This window comes from Streptomyces sp. NPDC007205 (assembly GCF_040634095.1).
In the GTDB taxonomy this organism is placed as follows: domain Bacteria; phylum Actinomycetota; class Actinomycetes; order Streptomycetales; family Streptomycetaceae; genus Streptomyces.
The window spans coordinates 683,654-708,918 of sequence record NZ_JBEYEW010000001.1; the positions used below are offsets into that span (position 1 = coordinate 683,654).

Annotated in this window: 20 protein-coding genes; 11 read left to right on the forward strand and 9 right to left on the reverse strand. The window is 71.5% G+C overall.

The window, feature by feature from the left end:
* The first annotated feature begins 20 nt into the window (after positions 1-20).
* Complete coding sequence (locus ABZ624_RS03050; protein WP_360081906.1) at positions 21-1,694, forward strand: glycoside hydrolase family 13 protein; 1,674 nt, start codon at positions 21-23, stop codon at positions 1,692-1,694.
* 120 nt (positions 1,695-1,814) lie between these two features.
* Here the strand turns inward: ABZ624_RS03050 and ABZ624_RS03055 are convergent, their stop codons facing one another.
* From ABZ624_RS03055 to ABZ624_RS03065, 3 genes are read right to left on the reverse strand one after another with little or no spacing between them, the layout of a single operon-like run.
* The gene (locus tag ABZ624_RS03055) at positions 1,815-2,837 is read right to left on the reverse strand and encodes a TolB-like translocation protein (protein ID WP_360081908.1); all 1,023 of its coding nucleotides are present in this window, start codon (positions 2,835-2,837) and stop codon (positions 1,815-1,817) included.
* A gap of 32 nt (positions 2,838-2,869) precedes the next feature.
* Complete coding sequence (locus tag ABZ624_RS03060; protein WP_360081910.1) at positions 2,870-4,129, reverse strand: MFS transporter; 1,260 nt, start codon at positions 4,127-4,129, stop codon at positions 2,870-2,872.
* 27 nt (positions 4,130-4,156) lie between these two features.
* Entirely contained in the window at positions 4,157-5,005 is an 849-nt protein-coding gene (locus ABZ624_RS03065) for a glycosyltransferase family 2 protein (RefSeq protein ID WP_360081912.1), read from the reverse strand.
* Positions 5,006-5,282: 277 nt separating this feature from the next.
* On the opposite strand from ABZ624_RS03065, the gene ABZ624_RS03070 reads away from it, so the two are divergent.
* The 8 genes from ABZ624_RS03070 to ABZ624_RS03105 are packed head-to-tail and all read left to right on the forward strand — an operon-like array spanning position 5,283 to position 16,409.
* A complete protein-coding gene (locus tag ABZ624_RS03070) occupies positions 5,283-6,722 on the forward strand; it encodes an exopolysaccharide biosynthesis polyprenyl glycosylphosphotransferase (RefSeq protein ID WP_360081914.1) in 1,440 nt (479 codons plus the stop codon).
* Entirely contained in the window at positions 6,722-7,801 is a 1,080-nt protein-coding gene (locus ABZ624_RS03075) for a Gfo/Idh/MocA family oxidoreductase (RefSeq protein ID WP_360081916.1), read from the forward strand. Before ABZ624_RS03070 ends, ABZ624_RS03075 begins: the two co-directional genes overlap by 1 nt.
* A 30-nt stretch (positions 7,802-7,831) precedes the next feature.
* Positions 7,832-8,806, forward strand: a complete 975-nt coding sequence (locus tag ABZ624_RS03080; protein ID WP_360081918.1) for an NAD-dependent epimerase/dehydratase family protein — start codon at positions 7,832-7,834, stop codon at positions 8,804-8,806.
* A complete protein-coding gene (locus ABZ624_RS03085; protein ID WP_360081920.1) occupies positions 8,803-9,942 on the forward strand; it encodes a DegT/DnrJ/EryC1/StrS family aminotransferase in 1,140 nt (379 codons plus the stop codon). The genes ABZ624_RS03080 and ABZ624_RS03085 overlap by 4 nt, the downstream gene beginning before the upstream one ends.
* Positions 9,939-10,628, forward strand: a complete 690-nt coding sequence (locus ABZ624_RS03090; RefSeq protein ID WP_360081922.1) for an acetyltransferase — start codon at positions 9,939-9,941, stop codon at positions 10,626-10,628. Before ABZ624_RS03085 ends, ABZ624_RS03090 begins: the two co-directional genes overlap by 4 nt.
* The gene (locus tag ABZ624_RS03095; protein WP_360081924.1) at positions 10,625-11,758 is read left to right on the forward strand and encodes a DegT/DnrJ/EryC1/StrS family aminotransferase; all 1,134 of its coding nucleotides are present in this window, start codon (positions 10,625-10,627) and stop codon (positions 11,756-11,758) included. The genes ABZ624_RS03090 and ABZ624_RS03095 overlap by 4 nt, the downstream gene beginning before the upstream one ends.
* Positions 11,755-15,366 carry a DUF4082 domain-containing protein gene (locus tag ABZ624_RS03100; RefSeq protein ID WP_360081926.1) on the forward strand — a complete coding sequence of 1,204 codons (3,612 nt, stop codon included), beginning with the start codon at positions 11,755-11,757 and terminating at the stop codon, positions 15,364-15,366. The genes ABZ624_RS03095 and ABZ624_RS03100 overlap by 4 nt, the downstream gene beginning before the upstream one ends.
* Positions 15,363-16,409: a glycosyltransferase gene (locus ABZ624_RS03105; protein WP_360081928.1), complete on the forward strand. Its 1,047-nt coding sequence runs from the start codon at positions 15,363-15,365 to the stop codon at positions 16,407-16,409. Before ABZ624_RS03100 ends, ABZ624_RS03105 begins: the two co-directional genes overlap by 4 nt.
* Before the next feature lie 26 nt (positions 16,410-16,435).
* Here ABZ624_RS03105 and ABZ624_RS03110 read toward each other — a convergent pair whose 3' ends face one another.
* Positions 16,436-17,092 (reverse strand): hypothetical protein, encoded by a 657-nt coding sequence (locus ABZ624_RS03110; protein ID WP_360081930.1) that lies wholly within the window; start codon positions 17,090-17,092, stop codon positions 16,436-16,438.
* A 70-nt stretch (positions 17,093-17,162) separates the two neighbouring features.
* Here ABZ624_RS03110 and ABZ624_RS03115 point away from each other — a divergent pair, with 70 nt between their 5' ends.
* Positions 17,163-19,178, forward strand: a complete 2,016-nt coding sequence (locus tag ABZ624_RS03115; protein WP_360081932.1) for an O-antigen ligase family protein — start codon at positions 17,163-17,165, stop codon at positions 19,176-19,178.
* A complete protein-coding gene (locus ABZ624_RS03120) occupies positions 19,175-20,074 on the forward strand; it encodes a glycosyltransferase family 2 protein (protein ID WP_360081934.1) in 900 nt (299 codons plus the stop codon). Before ABZ624_RS03115 ends, ABZ624_RS03120 begins: the two co-directional genes overlap by 4 nt.
* 3 nt (positions 20,075-20,077) lie before the next feature.
* Here ABZ624_RS03120 and ABZ624_RS03125 read toward each other — a convergent pair whose 3' ends face one another.
* The 5 genes from ABZ624_RS03125 to wecB are packed head-to-tail and all read right to left on the reverse strand — an operon-like array spanning position 20,078 to position 25,263.
* The gene (locus tag ABZ624_RS03125; RefSeq protein WP_360081936.1) at positions 20,078-20,869 is read right to left on the reverse strand and encodes a glycosyltransferase; all 792 of its coding nucleotides are present in this window, start codon (positions 20,867-20,869) and stop codon (positions 20,078-20,080) included.
* 11 nt (positions 20,870-20,880) lie between these two features.
* Positions 20,881-21,822 (reverse strand): hypothetical protein, encoded by a 942-nt coding sequence (locus tag ABZ624_RS03130; protein ID WP_360081938.1) that lies wholly within the window; start codon positions 21,820-21,822, stop codon positions 20,881-20,883.
* Positions 21,819-23,306 (reverse strand): oligosaccharide flippase family protein, encoded by a 1,488-nt coding sequence (locus tag ABZ624_RS03135; protein WP_360081940.1) that lies wholly within the window; start codon positions 23,304-23,306, stop codon positions 21,819-21,821. The genes ABZ624_RS03130 and ABZ624_RS03135 overlap by 4 nt, the downstream gene beginning before the upstream one ends.
* Entirely contained in the window at positions 23,269-24,096 is an 828-nt protein-coding gene (locus ABZ624_RS03140) for a Wzz/FepE/Etk N-terminal domain-containing protein (protein ID WP_360081942.1), read from the reverse strand. The genes ABZ624_RS03135 and ABZ624_RS03140 overlap by 38 nt, the downstream gene beginning before the upstream one ends.
* 51 nt (positions 24,097-24,147) lie before the next feature.
* Positions 24,148-25,263 carry a UDP-N-acetylglucosamine 2-epimerase (non-hydrolyzing) gene (wecB, locus tag ABZ624_RS03145; protein WP_360081944.1) on the reverse strand — a complete coding sequence of 372 codons (1,116 nt, stop codon included), beginning with the start codon at positions 25,261-25,263 and terminating at the stop codon, positions 24,148-24,150.
* Positions 25,264-25,265: the final 2 nt, after the last annotated feature.

Genomic DNA, 25,265 nt, shown 5'->3' on the forward strand with positions numbered 1-25,265 from the left:
CGAAGGGCCCACTCCACACCATGTCCAGCACCGCGCCGTGGTGGCGCAGCGCCGTCATCTACCAGGTCTACATCCGCAGTTTCGCCGACGCCAACGGTGACGGTGTCGGTGACATCGCCGGCATCCGCTCCCGCCTGCCGTACCTCAGGTCCCTCGGGATCGACGCCATATGGATCAACCCGTGGTACAAGTCGCCGATGGCGGACCACGGTTACGACGTAGCGGACTACCGCGCGATCGACCCGCTGTTCGGCACGGTGGCCGAGGCCGAGCGGCTCATCGAGGAAGCCCACCGGCACGGAATCCGCGTCATCCCCGACATCGTGCCCAACCACACCTCCGACGAGCACGCGTGGTTCCAGGCCGCGCTGGCGGCGGGCCCCGGCAGTCCGGAACGCGAGCGGTACGTCTTCCGCCCCGGCCGCGGACCCGACGGCTCCGAACCGCCCAACGACTGGGTCTCCTGCTTCGGCGGCCCGGCCTGGACCCGGCTGCCCGACGGCGAGTGGTACCTGCACCTGTTCGCCCCGCAGCAGCCCGACCTCAACTGGGAACACCCCGACGTCCGGGCGGAGTTCGAGTCGGTCCTGCGCTTCTGGTTCAGCCGGGGAGTGGACGGCTTCCGTATCGACGTCGCCCACGGACTCGTCAAGCACCCCGAACTGCCCGACCTGCCGCCCCGCCGGGAGCCGGCGGTGCTGGGCCCCCTCGTCTCCCGGGAACCGGCCGAGTCGGGGCCCCGGCAGCACGTCGACCACCCCCACTGGGACCGCGACGAGGTGCACGACATCTACCGCGCCTGGCGCAAGGTGGCCGACGAGTTCCCCGGCGACCGGTCGTTCGTCGCCGAGGCCTGGGCCGACACCCCCGAACGGCTCGCCGCGTACGTCCGCCGGGACGGCCTGCACACCGCGTTCAACTTCGACTTCCTGATGTCCAGTTGGAGCGCGAAGGACCTGCGCGCCGTCATCGACGACTCGCTTGCCATGCTCGGCGCGGTCGGCGCACCGGCCACCTGGGTGCTGTCCAACCATGACGTCATGCGCCACCCGAGCCGTTACGGCCGCCGCACGGTCAAGCGGTGGACCGCCAACGAGCCGTACCGCCCCGAGGGCTCCGCGGACCTCGCGCTGGGCACCCGGCGCGCCCGCGCGGCGGCCCTGCTCATGCTCGCCCTGCCCGGCGGCGCCTACATCTACCAGGGCGAGGAGCTGGGCCTGCCCGAGGTAGAGGACCTGCCCGAGCACGTGCTCCAGGACCCCGTCTGGGAGCGGTCCGGGCACACCGACCGAGGCCGCGACGGCTGTCGCGTGCCCATCCCCTGGGGCGGCGAGTCGGCACCGTACGGCTTCAGCCCCGAGGACGCCTCCGCCGCGCCCTGGCTGCCGCAGCCCGCCGCGTGGGCCGGGCTGAGCGTCGAAGCCCAGACGGGCGACGCCACGTCGATGCTGGAGCTCTACCGCGGTGCCCTGCGTCTGCGCCGCGAACACCCCGCGCTCGGCGACGGCACCCTCACCTGGCTGGACGCCCCCGAAGGCGTCCTGGCCTTCACCCGCGACCCCGGTTTCACCTGCGTGGTCAACCTCTCGCCCGAGCCCTGCCCCCTGCCCGCCCACACCTCGGTCCTCGTCTCGAGCGCCCCCATCGAGGACGGCCGCCTCGCACCCGACCAAGCGGCCTGGCTCGCGGTGTAGAGCAGCGCACCCACTCCGGCCGTCCACCCGGCGCACCTCCGGCCTCCGGCCACCGGAGGTGCGCCCCGTACATCCGGACGGTCACGCCGGCTTCAGCAGGCCGGCCGAACTCCTCAGGACCTAGAGCGGTGCGGGGGAGGAAGCCCCCGCGATCAGCAGGCGGGGGGTTCCCGTGCCGTCCGCGGGTACGCGCCACAGGTCGCTGCTGCCGACCTCGCCGTTGGCCGGGAGGGCATAGGCGACGGTGCGGTTGTCGAGCCAGACGGCCTGGTCGTCGACGCTGTGGCGTTCGGCGAGTGCCGTCTCGTGCAGGGTGCTCAGGTCGAGGACGTACTCGTGCCAGAGGGCGGCACCGGACAGGACCCGCTTCTTGAAGGCGACGCGGGTCCCGTCGGGGGAGAGCGAGGGACACTCCACGTTCTGGGCCAGGGTGGTGACCGTACGCCGGGAGAGTGAACCGCGGGCCAGGTAGGTGCGGTTGCCGGTGTTGAGGGTGGCGTAGAACGTGTCGTCGTCGGAGGCGAAGGTGACGCCCCAGAAGTTGATGTCCGAGGCGTGGTAGGGCTTGCCGTCCTTGACGACGGAGAACGTCTCCAGACTGGGAGTCAGCCGCATGGTGCGGGTGTCCAGGATCGAGGTCCGCGTGGAGAAGAAGGCGGACGAATAGGACTCGCCGGAGACGAAGACGGTCCAGGCGGCGAAGCGGCCGCTGGGCGAGACCCGGGCACGGCTGGGGGTGCCAGCGAGCGGGAAGGTGCGCAGGGTACGGAGATCGGAGTCCAGGAGCAGCGCACGGGTGCTCTGCTTGAGGACGCCGGGGTTGGACTGGAGGCAGACACCCGTGCCGGCCGCCGCGTAGAACCGCGCGCACGTCAGGCCGGAGGCGGTCCGCCCACCCCTGGGGTCGGTGGCCGGGACCGAGGCGACCGCGGTGCGGTGCGGGCCGGTGGCCGCGTTGAGGAACATCAGGCGGCCCTTCCGGCCGAGCGTCACCGTGCCCGCGCTGACCGCGGGACCGCCCGACTGCGGCCGGTTCGCCCGGTCCGCGCGGGCGGCGGCGTGCAGGACCACGCCGGTTGCCAGGCCCGCCAGGAGCAGGACCGCCGCGACGAGTATGAGCAGGCGGCGGCGCAGCGATGTCATCCGGATCCTGGTGGTCCTCGGTGCCGGCGTGGTCATCGGGTCCCGCCCGTCGGTCGCAGCACCATGCCCGCGACGGCGGCACAGCACAGCAGGCCGGCCGCCGATCCGGCCAGCGCCGGACCGTCTCCCCACACCGTCCAGGCGGCGCCGAAGGCCAGCGAGCAGCAGAACCGGGCCAGCGCCTGGCTGGTACCGACGAGGGCGAGGCCGCTGGCGCGCAGCTGCTCGGGCACGATGCCGGCGACGGCGGCCGGGAGCACACCGTCGGTCGCCGCGTAGAACGTGCCGTGCAGGGCGAGGACGAGAAAGGGAAGGGCCGGCGTGGCGGGGGCCCACAGCAGGAGGGCGTAGGCGGTGAGCAGACCCCCGTGCCCGGCGAGGAACACGGTGCGCCGTCCGGCCCGGTCGGCCAGCCCGCCGACGGGCACCGCCAGCAGCAGGAACACGGCGGCGGTGCCCAGCGGCAACAGCGTGAACCACTGCTCGCCGACACCCGCGCGCCGCTGCAGCAGCAGATAGACGAAGGCGTCGCTGACGGTGGTCAGCCCGAGCAGCGCGGCACAGCCGGCGAGCGCCCGCAGACGCGGCAGGCGCAGCAGCGCCAGCGCCTCGCGTACGCGGACGGGCTGCTTGCCGTCCGCCGCAGCCGGCGCGCTGTGGCCCCTGCCGGGTACGAACAGCACCAGCACGAGCACGCCGAGCGCGGCGACACACGCGCTCACACCGAACACGGCGTCGTAGCCGTCGGCAGCCGCGCGCAGGATGAGGAAGGCCGCCAGCGGGCCGAGCAGCGCGCCGGTGGTGTCCATCGCCCGGTGGACGCCGAACGCCCGGCCCTGGTTCCCGGCCGGCGTGGACAGGGAGATCAGCGCGTCGCGCGGGGCGGTGCGCAGGCCCTTGCCGGTCCGCTCCAGGGCCAGGACCGTACCGAGCGTGCCGAGGCCGCTCACGAGCAGGAGCAGCGGCTTGCACAGCGCGGACAGGCCGTAGCCGAGCCCGGCCAGCAGCTTGTGGCCCCGCACCCGGTCGGCGAGGTGGCCGCCGACGAGCTGCACCAGCGCGCTCACGCCGTTGTAGACGCCGTCGAGGGTGCCGAACCCCAGCGGGCTGAAGCCGAGCGTGGTGACCAGGTAGAGCGGCAGGACGGCGGTGACCATCTCCGAGGAGGCGTCGGTGATCAGGCTGACCGCACCCAGCACCAGCACGACCGGGGCGACCCCGGGCCCCGGGCCGCGTCTTCGGCCCTGCTCGGTGTCCGCCCCCGGCGGCGTGGCGCGGTCGGTGAGATACATGATCAGGGACTCCAGATGCGGTACGAATCAGGTCTGCCTGCTGCTCTCGTCCCGAAGCCAGGTGCCGAAGTCCCTTATCCGGATGGCCTTTTGGGCCCTTCGCCGGGCGACGGCCGCTGCCGCGACGAAGACCACGACACCGGGGAACAGCTTCGGCTCCCTGCGCAGCACGGCCAGCAGATCCGCCTTGCTCGTGCGCGCCGACGCTCCGTCCGGTCTCTGGTGCTGTTCGACCTGGGCGGTGGAGATCGCAGCCCGGATCCGCCGCTTGATCAAGTCCCGCCAGGTGCGCGGCGGGTGGACCACGACACGGGCCGCGGCGACCACGCGTCGCTCCTCGGGGGCGAAGGCCAGGGACGCGGCCAGGTCGTCCGCCATCAGCGGCGGCAGTGCGGCGATCCGGGCGTGCCCGGCCTCGGAGACCGCGATCACGCCCCGGCCGAACAGCCCCTGGTGTACGGCCGGCAGGCGCTGCCACACCTGGTAGTAGGCACGCACCCGCCAGGCGCAGCCGGCCAGCGGGATCTGCCGTTCGGGGGCGGTGGCGAGAATGCCCGCGGTGTCGTCGTGCAGCGGCTCGGTCAGCGCGCGTACGCCGGCGCTCGTGATCACGACATCGGCGTCCACATAGAGGCGCGGGAAGCCGCGCGCGTGATCGTCCCCCGTGCGCAGGGCGACGTGCTTGGAGGGGACGGGGATCTCGACCACCCGGACCCGCGGGCCGCGTGCGGCCGCGATCCGTGCGGTGCCGTCCGTACAGCCGTTGCACACGACCACGATGTCGGTCTCGGCCCCGGAGCAATCGGCCAGCAGTGAATCGAGGAGCCGCCCGATGACTCGTGCCTCGTTGTGAGCCGGGATCACGATGCTCGTCACGGGGGCAGTATGCAGCCAATATCGCTCATGCGATGCGTGTTTCGTCCAACTGTTCCCGCGACTGAGGCTCGTGGTCTAGATTGAGGACCGCCGGGCCGATTTGGGTGGGGAACTCGCCGCATGTCACGGCTCGGCTCGATGAACGGATCGTGCACGGGCAGTACCAGCATGCCGGGGGCATGGCGCGGTTGGGGAACCGCTGAAGCTCCCTCGCTTTCCAGTGCCGCTGTGTCGAGGGCACTTCGGTCAGGGACAGCCGCGCATGTGGGGGGTAGGCATGACCATTGAGGTCACGCATGAGCATGTGGTTGTGGAACGCAGAATTCCACAAAGTCGCCGAAGACGTTGGGAGCAGAAGTACCGGATAGCCCTGCTGCTCGCGGACGGCTTAGCGGGCGTCGCCGCGGCCTTCCTGATCCACGCGGCGTACGGCCGCTGGACGGTGGCTCTGGTACTGCCACCGGCGTGGATCGTCGTCATGTTCGTCCATCGCTCCTACCACCGCAGCGCCCTGGGCCTGGGCGGCGAGGAATACCGACGGGTGCTTCGAGGCGCCGTCGCACTGCCGGCGCTGGCCGCGGTCGCCTACTGGTTGTTCACACACGATTCGGGCCTCCTTCATGACATGGCCATGGCTGCTGTGCCGGTCGCCGCGATCTCCCTGCCGGTCCGGTACATCCTGCGCCGCCGGCTGCACCGGCGATGGGCACGCGGCCGGGACCGGAGTGCCACGCTCCTGGTCGGGCCGTCACACGGCATCGTGGAGCTGTCCGCGGTGCTACGGCGCGGCGGGGCACAGGAACTGCAGGTCGCCGGAGTGTGCCTGAGCGATCCGGAGAACGCCGCCCGGACACGCACGTTGGGGATGCCCTTCCTCGGCGGCCTCGGCGACATGAACGACGTGATCCGGGCCCTGGGCATCAGCACCGTGGTGGCACTGCCGGTGCCCGGCGCCGACGCCTCCGTCCTGCGCCGGATGTCCTGGACGGCAGCCGTACAGGGCGTCGACTTCGTGCTCGCCCCCGTGCTGACCGACGTGACCGCCTCCCGGCTGGCGGTACGGCCCACCAACGGGGTGCCGCTGATGCGGATACAGGCGCCGGACCTGTCCCGGATCTCCCGGCTGCCCAAGGAACTCCTGGACCGGACGCTCGCGGCGGCGCTCCTCGCGGCCCTCGCCCTGCCCATGCTGCTGATCGCCCTGATCGTCCGGCTGGACAGCTCCGGCCCCGCGCTGTTCAGACAGCAGCGGGCGGGCCGGTACGGCGACCACTTCACCATGCTCAAGTTCCGCACGATGCGGCCGGACTCGGAGGCCCTGCGGGCGGAACTGGAGCACCTCAACCAGAACGGCGACGGCCTGCTGTTCAAGGTGCGGGAAGACCCCCGGATCACCCGGGTCGGCTCGGTGCTGCGCCGCAGCTCGCTCGACGAACTGCCGCAGCTGATCAATGTGGTCCGGGGCCACATGTCACTCGTCGGCCCCCGCCCGCCGCTGCCCCACGAGGTGGAGGAGTACACGCCGGACATCAAGCGCCGGCTGCTGGTGAAGCCCGGCCTCACCGGACTGTGGCAGATCAGCGGCCGCTCCGACCTGCCCTGGGACGAGGCGGTCCGGCTCGATCTCGGATACGTGGACAACTGGTCGATGGGCCTCGACCTGTCGATCCTGGTGCGCACCGGTTCCGCAGTGGTGCGAGGAACGGGGGCGTACTGATGGACCAACCGAAGAGCAGCCAAGTGACGCGGACGGACGGGCCCTTGGGGGTCGCGGTCGTCGGGGCCGGCTACTGGGGCCCCAACCTCGTCCGCAACTTCCAGGCCGGCGAGCGGTTCCGGCTGCGCTGGCTGTGCGACCTGGACGTGGAGCGGGCCCAGCGGGTCCTCGGCGGGTATTCGACGGTCCAGGCCACCGCGGACTACGCGGCCGTCCTCGCCGACCCCTCCGTCGCCGCCGTCGCCGTCGCAACGCCCGCCGGAACCCACCTCGACATCGCCCTGGCCGCCCTGCGCGCCGGCAAGCACGTCCTGGTGGAGAAGCCGCTCGCCGCGACGTACGCCGACGGCATGCGCCTGGTGACCGAAGCGGAAGAACGCGGCCTCACCCTCATGTGCGACCACACCTACTGCTACACACCCGCCGTGGGCCGCATCCGGGAACTGGTGCGCTCCGGCGCCCTCGGCGAGATCCACTTCGTCGACTCGGTCCGGATCAACCTCGGCCTCGTCCAGAAGGACATCGACGTCCTGTGGGACCTGGCCCCGCACGATCTGTCCATCCTCGACTTCATCCTGCCCGACCACGTCGAACCGGTCGCCGTCGCCGCCCACGGGGCCGACCCGATCGGCGCCGGACAGGCCTGCGTGGCCTATCTGACGCTCCAGCTCAACACCGGAGCCATCGCGCACGTGCACGTCAACTGGCTGTCCCCGACCAAGGTGCGGACCACCATGGTGGGCGGCGCCAAACGCACCCTGATCTGGGACGACCTCAACCCCCTGCAGCGCGTGGCGATCTACGACCGGGGCGTGGACCTGGCCGCACCGCAGGAGATCGGCGCGGACGAGCGCCGGGACATGCTCATCTCGTACCGCTCCGGAGACATGGTCGCGCCCGCCATCGGCGAGAAGGAAGCGCTGCGCAGCATGGTCGACGAGTTCGCCGACGCGATCAGAGCGGGCCGGGCGCCGCTGACCGACGGCCGGGCGGGCCTGCGCGTGCTGGACATTCTCGAGGCGGCCTCCCGGAGCCTGGAGTTCCGGGGCGCGGTCGTCGGTCTGCGCGCCGGGCGTTGACGCACCCCATTCACGGAGAGGTCACGGCACTTGAGCAGCGTACGAGGCAAGAAGATCCTGGTCACCGGGGGAGCGGGCACCATCGGCTCCCACCTGGTCGACCTCCTGGCCGAGGGCGGCGCCCGCGAGATCGTCGTACTCGACAACTTCGTGCGCGGACGGCGGGCCAACCTCGCCCAGGCCCTGACCAGCGGCGTCGTGGAGGTCGTCGAGGGCGACATCCGGGATGCCGACACCGTACGGAAGGCCACCGAGGGCGCATCCCTGGTGTTCCACCTCGCCGCGATCCGTATCACCCAGTGCGCGGAGGAGCCGAGGCTCGCCAACGAGGTCCTGGTCGACGGCACCTTCAACGTTTTGGAGGCGGCGGCCGAGGCCGGGGTGGCCAAGGTGATCGCCTCCTCCTCGGCGTCCGTCTACGGCATGGCCGAGACGTTCCCGACGACCGAGCGCCACCACCCCTACAACAACGACACCTTCTACGGCGCCGCGAAGGCCTTCAACGAGGGCATGCTGCGCAGCTTCCACGCCATGTCCGGACTGGACTACGTGGCGCTGCGCTACTTCAACGTCTACGGCCCCCGGATGGACATCCACGGTCTCTACACCGAGGTGCTGATCCGCTGGATGGAGCGCATCCAGGCGGGCGAGCCGCCGCTGATCCTCGGCGACGGCACGCAGACCATGGACTTCGTCGACGTGCGTGACATCGCGAGGGCCAACGTCCTGGCCGCCGGGCCGGATCTCACCGACGAGGTGTTCAACATCGCGAGCGGCACGGAGACTTCGCTGCGCGAGCTCGCCGACGGCCTGCTGGAGGCGATGGGGGCCGAGGGCCTGGAGCCCGTGCACGGGCCCGCCCGCGCGGTGAACGGGGTGACCCGCAGGCTCGCGGACACCAGGCAGGCCGCCGAGCGGCTCGGGTTCACGGCGCGGATCGATCTGCGTACGGGGCTTCGGGACCTGGTGGAGTGGTGGCGGGCGGAGCGGGAGGCGGCCCAGTGAGTACCGACCGCATCCCCGTGATGATCCCCTGGCTCGGCGAGGAGGAGGCCCGGGCCGCCTCCGACGCGGTGCTGTCCGGGTGGGTCGCCCAGGGCCCCCGGGTCGCCGCCTTCGAGCGGGCATTCGCCGAGCGGGTGGGCGCCGAGCACGCCATCGCGGTCAGCTCCTGCACCACCGCCCTGCACCTGTCGCTCGTCACGCTGGGCCTCGGCCCCGGCGACGAGGTCGTCGTACCCTCGCTGTCGTTCATCGCCACCGCCAACGCCGTACGATACGTCGGCGCCGAGCCGGTGTTCGCCGACGTCGACCTCGCCACCGGCAACCTGACCACGGCCACCGTGGACGCGGTCCGCACCCCCCGTACCAAGGCCGTCCTCGCCGTCCACCAGGGCGGCGTACCGGCCGATGTGCACGCCCTGCGCACCGCCTGCGCCGACTGGGATCTGCCTCTGGTCGAGGACGCGGCCTGCGCCATCGGCTCCACCGTGGGCGGCAAGCCGGTGGGGCACGGCGCGCTGCTCGCCGCCTGGTCGTTCCACCCCCGCAAGGTCCTCACCACGGGCGAGGGCGGCATGATCACCACCGACGACGCCGAGTGGGCGGCCCGGCTGCGCAGACTGCGCGAACACGGCATGAACGCCTCGGCGGCCGAGCGCCACGCGAGCACCAAGCCGGTCCTGGAGAGCTACCTGGAGGTCGGCTTCAACTATCGGATGACCGACATCCAGGCCGCGGTCGGCCTCGTCCAGCTCGGCAGACTCGACGCGATGATCGCGCGCCGCCGGGAGCTGGCGGCCCGCTACGACACGCTGCTGCACGACGTCCCCGGCCTCACCCCCGTACGCGACCCCGCGCACGGACAGAGCAACTTCCAGTCGTACTGGGTGCTCCTGGACGAGGACTTCCCCGTCGGCCGGGACGACCTGCTCGGCGCGCTCGCCGAGGCCGGAGTCTCCGCCCGGCGCGGGATCATGGCCGCGCACCTCGAACCCGCCTACGCGGACCACCCCTGCGCGCCGCTGCCGGCCACCGAGCGGATCAGCCGTGACTCACTGATCCTGCCCCTGTTCCACACGATGACCGAGGCCCAGCAGGACCGTGTCGTGGCGGCCTTGCGCGAACCGGCCCGAAGGTGAACGGGCTGCTGATCGTCGGCGCGGGCGGCTTCGCCCGGGAGACCGCACAGGCCGTACGCGACGCGGGCGATGCCGAGCTGCTCGGGCACCTCGACGACAACTCCGCCCTGCACGGCACCGAGGTGGACGGCGTGCCCGTCCTCGGCGGCTGCGACCTGGTCCACGACCTGCCCGGCGCCCGGGTGGTGATCTGTGTGGGCAACCCCGGGGACTACGCGGCCCGTGCCCGTCTGGTCCGCAGGCTCGCCCTGCCCCCGGACCGCTACGCCACCGTGATCCACCCGACGGCGGCGGTGTCGTCGACCTCCCGGGTCGGCCCCGGCTCGGTCCTGCTCGCACACTGCGTCCTGACCGCCGCCGTACGGCTGGGTGCGCATGTCGCGGTGATGCCGCAGGCCGTCCTCACCCATGACGACGTCGTCGAGGACTACGTCACCCTCGCGTCCGGCGTCCGCCTGGGCGGGGGAGTGCGGCTGGCGCGGGGCGCCTACCTGGGCTCCGGAGCCCTGGTCAGGGAGGGCACGGAGGTCGGCGCCTGGTCGCTGGTGGGGATGGGCAGCTCCGTGCTCGGCGACGTGCCGCCGGGCGAGGTCTGGGCGGGCAACCCGGCCCGGCGGTTGCGCGCGGCGGACACGCCCGCGCTCGACGAACTCGCGACGCACACCATGGGGGGACCCGTCCTATGAACCAGATTCCGCTTGTCGACCTCAAGGCGGCCCACGCGGAGGTCGCCGAGGAGGTACGGGCCGGATTCGAACGGGTCCTGGCCGACACGGCGTTCATCGGCGGCGACGAGGTCCGCCGATTCGAGCGCGAGTACGCGGACTTCGCCGGTGTCGCGCACTGCGTGGGCGTCGCCAACGGAACCGACGCCGTCGAACTCGCCCTGCGTGCCGTCGGGACGGGGCCCGGCGACGAGGTCGTGGTGCCCGCCAACACCTTCATCGCCACCGTGGGCGCGGTGGCCAGAATCGGTGCGCGACCCGTCCTGGCGGACTGCCTGCCCGACACCCACCTGCTCGACCCCCGGGCCGCGCTGGACGCGGTCGGCCCGGCCACCCGCGCGGTGGTACCGGTGCACCTCTACGGTCAGCTGGCCGACGTGACGGACCTGGCCCGCCAACTACCTGACCGCGTACGGGTCGTCGAGGACGCCGCGCAGTGCCAGGGCGCCACCCGCGACGGCCGCTCGCCGGGCAGTGGCGGCATCGCGGCCACCAGCTTCTACCCGGGCAAGAACCTGGGAGCCTACGGCGACGCGGGCGCGGTGCTGACCGACGACGAGGAACTGGCCGGCCTGGTGCGCGCGATCGCGAACCACGGCGGCGTCGCCAAGTACCGCCACGACATACCCGGGTTCAACAGCCGCCTCGACGGGCTGCAAGCCGTCGTCCTGCGGGCCAAGCTGGCCCGGCTGGCGGACGGCAACGCGGCCCGGCGCGCAGCCGCGGCCCGCTACGACGCACTGCTCGCCGACCTGGCGGCCACCGGCCGGATCGTGCTCCCGACGACGGCACCCGGCAACGTCCACGTATGGCACCTGTACGTCGTCCAGCTCGCCGGCGCGGACCGCGACGACATCGTCGGCAAGCTCAACGCCGAGGGCATCGGCGCGGGCGTGCACTACCCCGCCCCGGTGCACCTGACGCCCGCGTACCGCCATCTCGGCCACGCCCGGGGCGACTTCCCGAACGCCGAGAGGGCGGCCGACCGGATCCTGTCGCTTCCGCTCTACCCGCAGATCACCGCCGACCAGCAGCAGCGCGTCGTGGACACGCTCACCGACGCGCTCGAAAGCGCTGAGAGGTACACATGAACAGATGGAGCAGACGGATCCGGGGCGTCCGCCTCGCCGTCGTGGCGGCACTGATATGGGCGGTGCTCCCACAGGCCGTGCCCGCCCAGGCGGCATCCGATCCGTGCGGAGCGGGTTCGAACCCGGTCGTGTGCGAGAACTCCAAACCGGGCAGTCCGAAGTCCGACTGGTTCTCGCCCAACGCCTATGGTGACATCCAGGGGTTCTCCACCAAGGAGAGCGTCCAGGCGGGGGACACCGTCCAGTTCAAGGTCCAGTCGAAGGTCACCTACCAGATCGAGATCTACCGCCTGGGCTGGTACGGCGGCGACGGCGCGCGCGAGATGTCGACCGCGGCCCAGGCGGCCGTCACCTACCCGGCCGACTACACGACGAAGCCGGCCGGTTGCACCACCAAGAGCAGCACCGGCCTGGTCGACTGCGGCAACTGGCCCGTGACCGCGACCTGGACGGTGCCCGGCAACGCCGTGTCCGGCCTGTACATCGCGAACCTCACGCAGACGGACGGTGACGGACTGATGCCGTACCCGTTCGTCGTCCGCAACGACTCCAGCACCTCCGACATCGTCGTACAGACCAGCGACCAGACCTGGCAGGCCTACAACGACTACGGCGGCCAGGACCTCTACGGCGGCGCCGGGCCGGCACCGGACGGCCGCGCCTACGAGGTCAGCTACAACCGGCCGCTGGACATCGGCGGTGACAACGGCATCTACGGCTCCGAGTACATGATGCTGTCCTGGCTGGAACGCAACGGCTACGACGTCAGCTACCTGTCCGGCGTGGACGTGTCGGCCAACGGCGCCACCCTGCTCAAGAAGCACAGGGTGTACATGTCCTCCGGCCATGACGAGTACTGGACGCAGAGCCAGTACTCCAACGTCCTGGCGGCCCGGAAGGCAGGCGTCCGCGAGGCCTTCTTCAGCGGCAACGAGGTCTTCTGGAAGACGCGGCTGGCCCCGAGCACCGACGGCGCCGGCACGGCGAACCGGACCCTGGTCTGCTACAAGATGACCAAGATGGCGCAGAACAACGGCGTCGCCGACCCCAGCGGCATCTGGACGGGCACCTGGATGGACCCGACCAGCACGCACTACGGGCAGGTCTACCAGCCGCCGAACATCCTCACCGGATCCATGTTCCAGGTGAACGGCTACCGCAGCGACGCGATCACGGTCCCCGGCTCCTACGGCAGGAACCGGCTGTGGCGGAGCACCTCCGTCGCGAACCTCACCTCCGGTCAGACCGCCACCTTCCCGGCAGGCACCCTGGGCTACGAGTGGGACAGCGACCTCGACAACAGCACCAGACCCGCCGGAGCGATCGACCTGTCGTCCACGACGGTGGACATCACCGACGGCAAGCTCCGCACGGACTGGGGCAACGTGTACGGCAACGGCACGGCGACACACAACCTCGTCGAGTTCCGCGACCAGGACTCCGGGGCCCTGGTGTTCGGGGCGGGGACCGTGCAGTGGTCGTGGGGCCTGACCAACATCCCCACGTACAACCCCGAGGACACGGTGGTCACCGAGGACGCCCGGATGCAGCAGGCGACCGTGAACATCCTCGCCGACATGGGTGTCGGGCCGCTGACCCCGCAGAGCAACCTCGTCACCGCGACGGCCTCCACCGACACCACGGGTCCGGCCGTCACCGTGAAGAGCCCGGCCCCCGGGATCACCGTCCCGGCGCTGAAGCCGGTCACCATCACCGGTACGGCCACCGACTCGGGCGGAGGCGTGGTGGCCCGCGTGGAGGTGTCCACGGACGGCGGAACCACCTGGAAGGCCGCGAACGGCCTGGCGTCCTGGAGCTACAGCTGGACCCCGACGACCCCGGGCCCGGCATCCGTCGAGGTCCGCGCGGTCGACGACAGCGTCAACACCGGTGCGGTCACCACCGTACCGGTGACCGTCGGCCCGCAGACCTGCCCCTGCACCGTCTGGCCGGCCTCGGCCGTTCCCGGCACCGTCAACGCGGGCGACGGCAGCTCGGTGGAGCTCGGCGTCAAGTTCCGTACCACCAGGGCCGGTTCGATCACCGGCGTCCGCTTCTACAAGTCACCCGCCAACACCGGCACCCACACCGGCAGCCTGTGGACCGCCTCCGGCACCCGCCTGGCCACCGGCACCTTCACCAAGGAGACGGCCTCCGGCTGGCAGCAGCTGAACTTCGCCACCCCGGTCAGCGTCAAGGCCGACACCACCTACATCGCCTCCTACTTCGCCCCCAACGGCGGGTACTCCTACGACGGCGGCTACTTCTCCGACAGCGACGCCGGCCTGGCCCCGCTCACCGCGCTGAAGTCCGGCACCGACGGCGGCAACGGCGTCTACCACTACGGCTCGACCAGCGCGTTCCCGTCCACACAGTCCCCCGGCAGCAACTACTGGGTCGACGTCGTACTGGACACCTCGACGGCCAGCACCACCCCGCCCACCGTCACCTCCACCTCCCCGACGTCCGGGGCGACCGGCGTGTCGATCACGGCACCGGTGTCGGCCGTCCTCAGCTCGGCCGCCGACGCCGACAACCTGACCTTCACCCTGAAAGGCCCGGACGGCACCACCGTGCCGGGCACCACGACGCTCCCCGCGTCCGACAAGGCGACCTTCACACCGTCGACGGAGCTGCAGCTCCACACCACCTACACCGCGTCCGTCCAGGCCTCCGACCTGTGGGGCAACGCCATGGCGGACCCGGCGACCTGGTCCTTCACCACCAGTTCCACACCGCCCGCGGTCACCTGCCCCTGCACGCTGTGGAGCTCCTCCACCGTGCCGGCCGGCACCGACATGACCGGTGACACCAACTCCGTGGAGCTCGGCACCCGGTTCACCTCCTCGGCGGACGGCTGGATCACCGGCGTCACGTTCTACAAGGGCACCGGCAACACCGGCACGCACACCGGCAGCCTGTGGACCGACGACGGCACGCTGCTCGCCACCGGTACCTTCACCGGCGAGACGGCCTCGGGCCGGCAGCAGCTGACCTTCGCCACCCCGGTGGCCGTCACCGCGGGCACCCCGTACGTCGTCTCCTACCACGCACCGCACGGCAACTACGCGGTGGACGGCGGCTACTTCGCGGCAGCCCACCAGTCCTATCCGCTGACCGCCACCGCCGACACCGCCGCGCACCACAACGGGCTCTACCGGTACGGCACCGACCCGGCCTTCCCCAACAGTTCCTACGGCTCCGCGAACTACTGGGTCGGTCCGGTCTTCACCGCCGACAACCCGAGTGCGTCCCTGTCGACGGCCAAGGCCTCGGAGGTGACCGCGCCCTCGGTGACGCACACCGCCGACGCGACGGACGCCCTCGTCCTGGCCCTGCCCGCCTCGGCCAAGCTGTCGTCCGTCAAGGCGGCCCTGACCGTCCTGAGCGGTTCCGAGGCGGCCAGGAAGCTCCACGTCACCCTCGTCACCTCCTACGACCGGGCCACCCGCAAGGTGTCCGTCCACCTGTCGGCCCCGTTGCCGGACGGCACACGGTTCACGGTCACGATCACGGCCCGGGACCGGCACCACCACACGGTGAGGTCCCGCGACTGGACCCTGACCGGCGAGACCGTCCGCGAGAAGATTGGCTCCCTGCATCGATGAGCACCGTCAGCGTTGTGATCCCCTGCTACCGGTACGGCCATTTCCTCGCCGACTGCATACGCAGCGTCCTGGACGAGCAGGACGGCGTCGACGTCCGGGTACTCGTCATCGACGACGCCTCACCCGACGACTCGGCGGAGACCGCGCACAAGCTGGCCGCCTCCGACCCCCGTATCGAAGTCCGCGTCCACGCGACCAACAAGGGCCACATCGCCACCTACAACGAGGGCCTCCTGGAATGGGCCGACGGCGACTACGTCGCGCTCCTGTCCGCCGATGACCGGCTCGTCCCGGGGGCGCTGGTGCGGGCCGCCGCGCTGCTGGACGCCCATCCCGGGGCGGGGTTCGCCTACGGGCGCCCGCTGCGCTTCCAGCACGGCGGTCCGCTGCCACCGGCCCGGACGCACAGCACCGGCTCGGTCGTCTATCCCGGGCAGTGGTGGCTGGAGCGGCGCTTCCGCGAGGGCACCGGGTGCATCACCTCGCCGGAAGTCGTCGTCCGCACCAGCCTCCAGCGCACGGTCGGCGGCTACGATCCGGCCCTTCCGCACGCCGGTGACATCGAGATGTGGATGCGGCTGGCCGCACACGCCGACGTCGGTTACATACGCGGCGCCGACCAGGCCTTCTACCGCGTCCACGGCGAGAACATGTCCACCACCGACTTCGGCGGCCAGCTCGACGACCTGCGCCAGCGCCTCCTGGCCTTCGACTCGGTGCTCGCCAAGTGTGCCGACCGGCTGCCCCACGCCGACCGCCTCGCCGACGAGGTCCACACCCGCCTCGCCCGCTTCGCGCTGCGCCGGGCGTACCGGGCCTACGACCGGGGGCGGACGGGCGCCGTCCCGGTCGACGAGTGTGTGGCGTTCGCCGCGCGGTGCCTGCCGGGATACACGGCGCTGCCCGAGTACCGCGCGCTGCGGTTGCGCAGGCGGATCGGCCCGAAGGTCATGCCCTGGCTGCAGCCGCTGGTGTGGTCGGCCGTGGCCGAGCGCGGCCGGGAGCGGCTGTGGTGGGAGTCGTGGAAGCGCCGTGGCGTCTGATGGTCCTGATGGCTCGTCAGCACAGCTCAGTGGGTCACGGAAACGGGACCGGCGTGACGGCCGGGAGAGACGTTACGGCGACTCAGCGCGTACCGGTCGAGCCACAACGCGCCGAGAACGCCGCCGGCCGCGCCCAGCAGGGCCATGCCCGCCAGACCTCGGCTCCTGTCGCCCCGCACCTGGGCGGCGCTCGGGGAGGTCAGCACCGAGGCGGTGATCCGCGACCCGGCCGGGACTCCCTGGGCCGTCTGCAACCGGTCGACATGCCGGGTGTAGACGTCGATGACGCGGCGGACCGCCGCTACGGCGGCGTCGGCGCCGGACGCCTGCGACTGCACCTGCAGCGAGGGGATCAGATAGCGCGGTGTCGCACTGGTGCCGCTGTTGCGCGGGACGAGACGGTAGCTCCCCTGAACGCCTGCGGCACGCAACTCCGCGGCACCCGCAGGGGATTGCAGCTGCTGGACGACCGCATAGGACACCACGGCGAGCGGCGGCTGCAGATTGGTGAGCTGATTGGGCTGGTTCTGCGTCACCGGCGGTTTGAGGACGACCACCGCGGAGCCGGCGTACCGGGGAGCGGGTCGCACCACGTGGTACGCCCCGGCGGCCGTCAGCAGCAGCGCGGCCACCACGACGTACCAGCGGCGGAGCAGCCCATCGGCGACGTTCCCCGGCGACATGTGAGCTCCTTCCGTCGCCCCGATACTGGCAGGGCATGCGGTGGGATGCCACCGAACGGAGGGACGGTTCATGAGTCTCGGTGAGATATGGGCCATTCTGCGCAGACGTTGGTATGTCATGGTGCCCTTCACCCTGCTCAGTCTGCTCGGCGGCGCGTATCTGTACGTGACCGTCCCCGTCTCCTACCAGTCACAGAGCTCGGTCGCCCTGCTGGACTCCTCGGCCGTCGCCCGGCTGGCCCCCACGTTCGGCAACCCCCTCTCGAACGCGGGCGGTTCGCTCATCGTCACGGCGGACGTGCTGATCAGGACCCTCGAATCGAACGACGCCGCCAAGGAGTTGCACAGCAGAGGCGTCACCGATCCGTACACGGCAGGCTTCGCACCGCAGAGCGACAGCCCGCTGCTCGTGCTCGGCGTCACCGGAACCGACCGGGCGAAGGTGCTCAAGGAGACCACCACCCTGACCACCTTCGCCGGCGAGCAACTCGACGCCCTGCAGGCCGCCGCCAAGGTCCCGCCCGCGTATCTCGTGCAGACCGCTCCCGTCGTGCTGCCGCAGACCCCGGTGGCCAGGTCGAAGAGCCGCTACCAGGACATCGCCGCTGTCGTCATCCTGGGCGTCGTCAGCGCGTTCCTGCTGTCGATCCTGATGGAAGGCGTCGCGGTGGTCCGCCGCCGGCGCCACACGAGCCCACGACGGGGGGAGGCCCGAAAACGGAAGCGGGTACGAGCAGGACCGCTGAGCCGACGGGTGGACGCCACCACGATCCTCACCGGCTACCTGGCGCTCGCCTTCTTCATTCCGTCGAACCTGGCCCTGCCCGCGCTCGGCGGCGTCGGCACCCCGGCCAACGTCTTCGCCCTGCTCGGACTGCTGTGGTACCTGGCGACCTGGCTCGGCGGCCGTATCCTTCCCGCGCCGGGTACCAGGCTCGCCCGGGTCGCGATGTGCGTACTCGGGCTGGCCGTCCTCGCGGCGTATGTCGCGGACGCGACGCGGGAGAGCTCCCACGAGGAGGTTCTCGGGGCCGACCGCGGGCTCATCGGGTTCCTGGTGTGGGTGTCACTGGTCGTCCTGACATCGGCGGGTGTGCAGGACCGCGCACGACTGGACGTGCTGATGCGCCGGGTGGTGGTCCTGGGGTCCGTCGTCGCCGCGATCGGCTTCTACGACTTCTTCGCCGCCACCAACATCGCCGACTCCCTCCACATCCCCGGGCTCCAGACCAGTGTGGCGCAGGTGAGTGTCATGGACCGCGGCGCCTTCACCCGGCCCCGGGCCACCACGGCCCAGCCGCTGGAGTTCGCCGGCATGCTGGCGATCCTCCTGCCCTTCGCGATCCAGCAGGCCTTCGATCCCGTACGCCGTCACCGCCACGTGCTGCGCCGCTGGGCACCGGTGGTGCTCATGGCCGGTGCGCTGCCCCTGACCGTGTCGCGGACCTCGATCATCGGGCTGCTGCTGGTCGCCCTGGTGATGGTGCCGCGCTGGAGGCCGGCCCGACGCTGGGCCGCGATCGGCGTGATGACGGCCTCCGTGGCCGTCTTCAAGGTGCTCGTCCCCGGGCTGATCGGCACGATCACGGGATTGTTCGCGTCGTTCCTGTCCAACTCCGACAGCAGCACCCAGGCCCGTACGGTCAAGTACAGCGCGATCGTGCCCTATCTGAAGGAGCACCCGCTGTTCGGGCGGGGCTTCGGCACCTTCACTCCGGACCTGTACTTCTTCACCGACAACCAGTACATGCTGGCCCTGGCCGAGACGGGCCTGCTCGGGCTCGGCGCCCTGCTCACGCTGTTCATCACCGGCATCCACCACGGCGGCGCCCTCCGGCGGCTGGCCCGCACCGAGTCCGACCGCGAACTGGGGCAGGCGTTCTTCGCCTCGTCGGTGGTCGCCCTGGTCATCAGCGCCACCTTCGACTCACTGAGCTTCCCGATGTTCGCCGGCATGTTCTTCCTGATGCTGGGGGCGGGGTGCAGCTGTCTGGGCTTCGTCCGGCGCGAGGCGGCTGCCGCTGCCGTCCCGGCCCCCCGCCCCACCTCCGAAGACCGGCTTCCCCACCTCATGGAGTCCCGTTGAGCCCTGTCGCCGTCATCGTCGTCACCTGGAACAGCGCCGCGGTGCTCCCCGGGTTCCTCGCCGCACTCGGGGACGGCATGGCCGGCCTCGACTGGCGGCTCGTCGTCGCCGACAACGACTCCGCCGACGACACCGTCGAGGTGCTCCGTGCGCTGGCCCCCGACGCGGCCATCGTCCAGACCGGCCGCAACGCCGGGTACGCCGCCGGCATCAACGCGGCGCTGGGTGCCGCCGGTGCGTACGGGGCGGTCCTCATCTGCAACCCCGACATCCGTATGCGGCGGGACTGCGCCAGACGTCTCGTCGACAGTCTCGGCGACGGCGTGGGGATCGCCGTACCCCTCCTGTACGAAGAGGGCCGGGACTCACCCCATTACTCACTGCGCCGCGAGTCGAGCGTGTCCCGGGCCCTCGGCGAGGCCGTCATCGGCAACCGCCGGGCCGGGCGCTTCCCGCACGGGAGTGAACTCGTCACCGACCCCGCCGCGTACCGACGGCCGACACGCGCGGACTGGGCGACCGGCGCGCTCATGGCCGTCTCCGCGGACTGCCTGGCCGCCTGCGGTCCGTGGGACGAGTCCTTCTTCCTCTATTCGGAGGAGACCGAGTACTGTCTGCGCGCACGGGACCGGGGCTACGCCACGCAGCTGGAACCGACGGCCGAGGCCGTCCATCTCGGCGGTGACTCCCAGGTCTCGCCCCGGCTCTGGACTCTGCTGACGCTCAACCGCGTGCGGTTGTACGGGCGGCGCCACGGGGCCGCCGCGACGGCGTGCTTCAGAGGTGCCGTGTTCCTGCGCGAGGCGTCGCGAGCGGCTCTCGGCAGGAGGGCCAGCCGCGCGGCGGCGGCCGCCCTGCTCAAGCCGGGCGCGCTGCGGGCCGCTCCGGGGCCGTGACGCTCAGTCGGCCCACGTCGTGTAGAAACTCCCGGGATTCACCAGATACCGCACGGTGGCCTGCGGCACATGCCGCACGCTGTGGCTGCGGCTGTACCGGTAGACGAGCTCCCAGTCCTCCCGCGGAAGGACCTCCGGCGTCCGGCGCAGACGGCTGAAGTACAGCGAACCGTCCCGCCGCGCGACGAACGCGTTGGTGTCCAGAAAGGACTCCCTGGCCGCCCGGCGGCGGTCGAACGGCACGGACAGGATGTCCCGTTCGGTCCCGTCCGGCAGGACGCGGCGCAGCGCCGTGTAGACGCCGTCGGGCCCGTGGGGGGACTCCAGGAATGCCAGTGCCCGTTCCAGGTGGTCGGGTTCCCACAGGTTGTCGTCGTCCAGGAAGGCCACGTACCGCGAGCGGGTGAGGCGGATGCCCACATTGCGCACAACACCGGCCACGCCCGTGTTCCGCGTCAGCGAGACCGCGAACAGCCTTGGATCGTACGGGAGTTCAGGTAGTCCGGCACCGTCGTCGACAACCACCACGACCTGGTCGCGGACGGTCTGCGCCAGGGCCGAGCCGACGGCCGCCCGCAGCTCGTCGGGGCGGCGGTGGGTGGCGATGACCGTGACGACCAGGGCGAAGGGGAGGGGGGCGGCGGCAGCCGCGAGCCGGCGGGTCTCGGCGGTTTCGAAGCGGCGCAGCCGCAGCGCGGAGGCCCCGAGGACGACCTTGTTGCGCAGCTCGAACAGGACGAGCCAGCCGAAGGTGCGTTTGAGGAGCTCCCAGGGGGCGCGGGCGATGCGTCGCATGATCCTCTTCCTCAGCCGGCCGGCTCAGGGGTGATCGGGCTGCCGTGGGAGAACCGGTTGCCGCGCCAGACGTTGCCGGTGCCGGCGGCGTTCCAGGCGGTGACGGCGCCGTAGACACCGCAGTTGCGGTGGTAGCGGGTGGAGAAGACGTTGTTCGTGACCTCGATCCCGGTGGCGCCGTCGCCACCCCCGTACAGGCAGTACGCGCCACCGGCCAGCAGGTTGTGGTCGATGACCGTACGGGAGACGGGGCCGGAGTCGGCGAACAGACCCAGGCTGGCAGAGGCTCCCTGGCCGACGGCGACGGGGTTGAGCAGGGTGTTGTGACGGATGACAAGCCTGCCCTTGTTGCTGCCGCCGCTGATCACCGCGTCGGTGTGCTGCCACTCGCCGCCGTTGTTGCGGAAGGGGACCAGGTCGTGGACGTAGTTGTCGTGGATGTGGCCCTGACCCATGGAGAGCGCGTTGCCGAAGACGGAAACGTCGCACCAGCCGACCTCGACGGAGCTGGTGCTCATGTTGGACACGGCATAGTCCACGCCGCCGTTGTCGGGGCCTTTGCCGGGCACGGCGGTGACGGTGCTGTGCAGGATCCGGAGTCCGCCGTAGCCGGGACGCAGGTTGACGCCCCACCAGTTGGTGGAGGTGATCTTGCTGTCGACGATGGTCACGTCGTTCGCGTAGATGTCGAGCGATCCGGTGATGTCCCAGCCCTTGATGACCATGCCGTTGGTCGTGACGCTCATGTTCCCCGTGGAACGCGGCGTGAGGGGGACACGGGGGCCGGTGGTGCGGGCGTCCGGGAAACCGGCTTCCCCGGGTGGCGCGATGGTGGAGGGAGCCGTGCTGGGGGCCTCGCTCCGATCCGGCGGTGCCCAGTCGCCGCGCGACGGGGAACAGGCGGCGCACAGCACGAGGGCCAGGACGGCGAGCCGGCGGCCGAGCCCGGTCATACGGTCTCCGGTGTCCGGGAGCCGAGGAGCAACCGGCGGCTGGGCAGGACACACACCGCGTAGCAGGCCAGGGCCGCTGTGCCCATGACGAACAGGGCGGGGGTGCCGTCGCCGAGGAGCCGCTTCGCGGCGAGGACCAGCAGGGTCATCACGGCCCCTCCGAGAAAGGGCCAGACGCAGGCCCTGGCGATGTGGCCGAGGCCGATCCCGGCCCGGCCGAGGGCGTAGACGAACGCGGGCACGACGAGGCCGACGGCGACCAGGACATGGCCCTGGGAGACGCCGACGATGCCGCCGAGGCGCGCGCCGACGAGGAGGACGGGGACGAGGGCCACGACCCAGAGGCCCTGGACGAGGATGAGGGCGCGGCGCTGCTCGGTGGCGACGAGGCAGTCGTAGGCGAGTTCGCAGCCGATGCGGACCAGGCCGAGGGCCATCAGCCAGGGCAGCGCGTCGGCGGCGGGCAGCCACCTGCCGCCGTACACGAGATGCACGACCGGAGCGGCGAGGCCGCCGAGCAGCACGCACAGCGGGACGGTGCCCGTGACCAGCACACCCAGGGCGCGGCAGAAGCCCTGGGCGAGGGCCTGCGGGGAGCCGGCGAGGCGGGAGAAGCCGGCGAACGAGACCCGCCGGGCCGCCTCGGAGATGATGCGCACCGGCCAGCCGGACATGTTGAACGCCAGGACGTAGAAGCCCAGGGAGACCTGGCCGAGGGTGGAGCCGACGACCAGGGTGTCCACGTTGACGACGGCGAGAGCGAGGAGGCTCGCGCCGGCCAGGGGGAGCCCGAACCTCAGCAGGGCGCGGGCCTGTCCGGAGTCCCAGCCGAACCGCAGGGTGCCGGGGGCGGCCAGGGCACAGCCGGCGAGGGCGGCGGCGTTGCCCGCGACCGCACCCCAGGCGAAGCTCATCGCGCCCCAGCCGGCGAAGGCCAGCACCAGGGTCACGGAGGTGCTGAGGACGAAGTTGAGCCCGTCGATGACCATCCGCCTGCCCTGGGCGAACTCCCGGGTCAGGAAGCCGGCGGGCACCTGGGCCACCCCGTCGATCACCAGACACAGACACATCACGCGCAGTACGCCCGAGGCCTCGGGCGAGTCGAGCAGCCCTGCCACCGCAGGTGCCGAGACGAAGAGGGCGGCGTACAGCACGCCGCTGGACGCGGTGGCCAGTGTCAGCACCGTCGGCGCGAAGCGGCGGGGATCGCCGTCCCAGCGGACGATGGCCAGGCTGACGCCCAGTTCGTTCGCGGAGAGCAGGACCAGGAGCACGGTCTGGGCGATGCCGTAGACGCCCCACTGAGCGGGCCCGAGGGCGAAGCGCGCCAGCACGATGCCGGTGGCGAAGGTGGCGAGGCGCATGACGACGGTGTTGATCAGGCTCCAGCGGGCCGCGGAGCGGACCCTGCGGCCGAGGGAGGCGGGAGCGGGGGTGTCGGTCGGCTCAGCGGTCCCGCTGTCCGGTGTGCGAACGCTGTCCATGAGTCGACTCCTCGTCGAGCGGCTCGGCGGCGGGTGCCACGGCCATGGCGGGCCGTCCGGCCCCCGGCTCCGCGGCGGGCCCGGTCCCGGCGGACCGCGACCAGGCGGGCGGCGGCCGGAGGGCCGTCGTCCCGTCCGTCGCCGGTTCCCCGGTCGCGGACGTGGCGGCGGTGACCGGTCGCGCCGGCTCGTGCGACCGGCGGCGCGCCTCCACGTAGAAGACGGCGGCCAGGCTCAGCACCAGCCCCAGGCACCCGGCCATGACCAGGTACTCGAGCCGGGTCTTGGTCTGCGCCACCGGGTTCTGCGGGGCCACGACGGTCGTCATGCGGATCATGGCCTTCGGGGCGACCGACTGCTGTTTCTGGAACTGCTCCAGCCGTTGTCCGGCATACGCGGTGAGGATGCGGTCCGAGGCCAGCACGGCGGCCTTGTCGGTGCCGGTGGCCGTGAGCCACATGAGCGGGCCCTGGGCGTTGTCGGCGAGCTTGGCCTCCAATGTGCCGGTGGCGCCACGGGACTTGAGTTCCCGGACGGAGACGTCGGAGTCGAGATTGCGGGCCAGGCTGTCGGCCATCCCGGTGAGCGAGGTCTGGGTGCTGAGGAAGGGGTTGCCGTCGTAGGCCACCGTGGCCTTCTGGGAGTTCAGGAGGACCACTGTGCTCTGCGACTGGTAGGTCACCGGAACCAGCAGGGCCACGGCGACCGTCAGTCCGGCCGTCAGCAGCAGGCCGGGCAGCAGGACGTACCAGCGCCTGCGCATGACCCGGAAGATCTCAGCGAGATCCATGGTGGTCCCCCCTCGCGACCCGACGTGCGACGAGCATATGCGGCAAGCGGATCATTCGGGGCAGGTTCGGTCCGTGGGCCTCGGCCGTGTGCGCGCGGTGCCTCCCTCCAGCAGCACGTCGGCGATGCGGTCGCTCGCGCGACCGTCCCACAGTTCGGGCCGGCGCGGTGCGGGCGGATCGTCCAGCACCCGGTGCACGGTGGACACGATGCGCGCCGGATCCCGGCCGGCCAGCACATTGGTGCCCTGCTCGACGGTGATGGGCCGCTCGGTGTTCTCCCGCAGGGTCACACACGGCACACCCAGCGCGGTGGTCTCCTCCTGAATGCCGCCGGAATCGGTCAGCACGAGGCGGGCGGCGTCCTGCAGGGCGATGAAGTCCAGGTATCCGGCGGGCGGCACGAGCCGGACGCCTGCGGGGACACCCAGGCCGGCCAGCCGTCCGGCCGCGCGTGGGTGCACGGGCAGCAGGAGCGGGCAGCGGCCGGCGATCTCGCCCAGGGCCTTCAGGAGCCCGGCGAGGACCTCGGGATCGTCCACGTTGGCGGGGCGGTGCAGGGTGACCAGGCCGAACTCACCTCTGGTCAGGCCGTATCGGCCAAGGACGTCCGAGGTCCTGGCCCGTTCCAGGTTGGCCAGCAGTGTGTCGATCATGACGTTGCCGACCAGATGGATCTGGTCGTTCCGGTACCCCTCCGCGCGCAGGTTCTCGGCGGCGTCGGGCGAGGGGGCCAGCAGGTAGTCGCTGACGCGATCGGTGGCGACGCGGTTGACCTCCTCCGGCATGCTCCAGTCGCGGCTGCGCAGGCCGGCCTCGACATGCGCCAGCAGCGGTCCGGCCTTGGCGGTGACCAGGGCACAGGCCAGGGTGGAGTTGATGTCACCGACCACCACGACGAGGTCCGGGGACACCTCGCCGAGAAGGGGCTCGAACGCGGTCATCACACGTCCGGTCTGCTGGGCGTGGGTGCCGGAGCCGACCCCGAGGAAGCGGTCGGGCGGCCGGATGCCGAGGTCGGCGAAGAACACGTCGTTCATGGCCGGGTCGTAGTGCTGACCGGTGTGCACGAGGACCACCTCGGCGCCCCGGCGCTCCAGGGCGTCCATCACCGGTTTGATCTTCATGTAGTTGGGGCGCGCCCCGGCGACGCAGACGATGCGCGGCATGG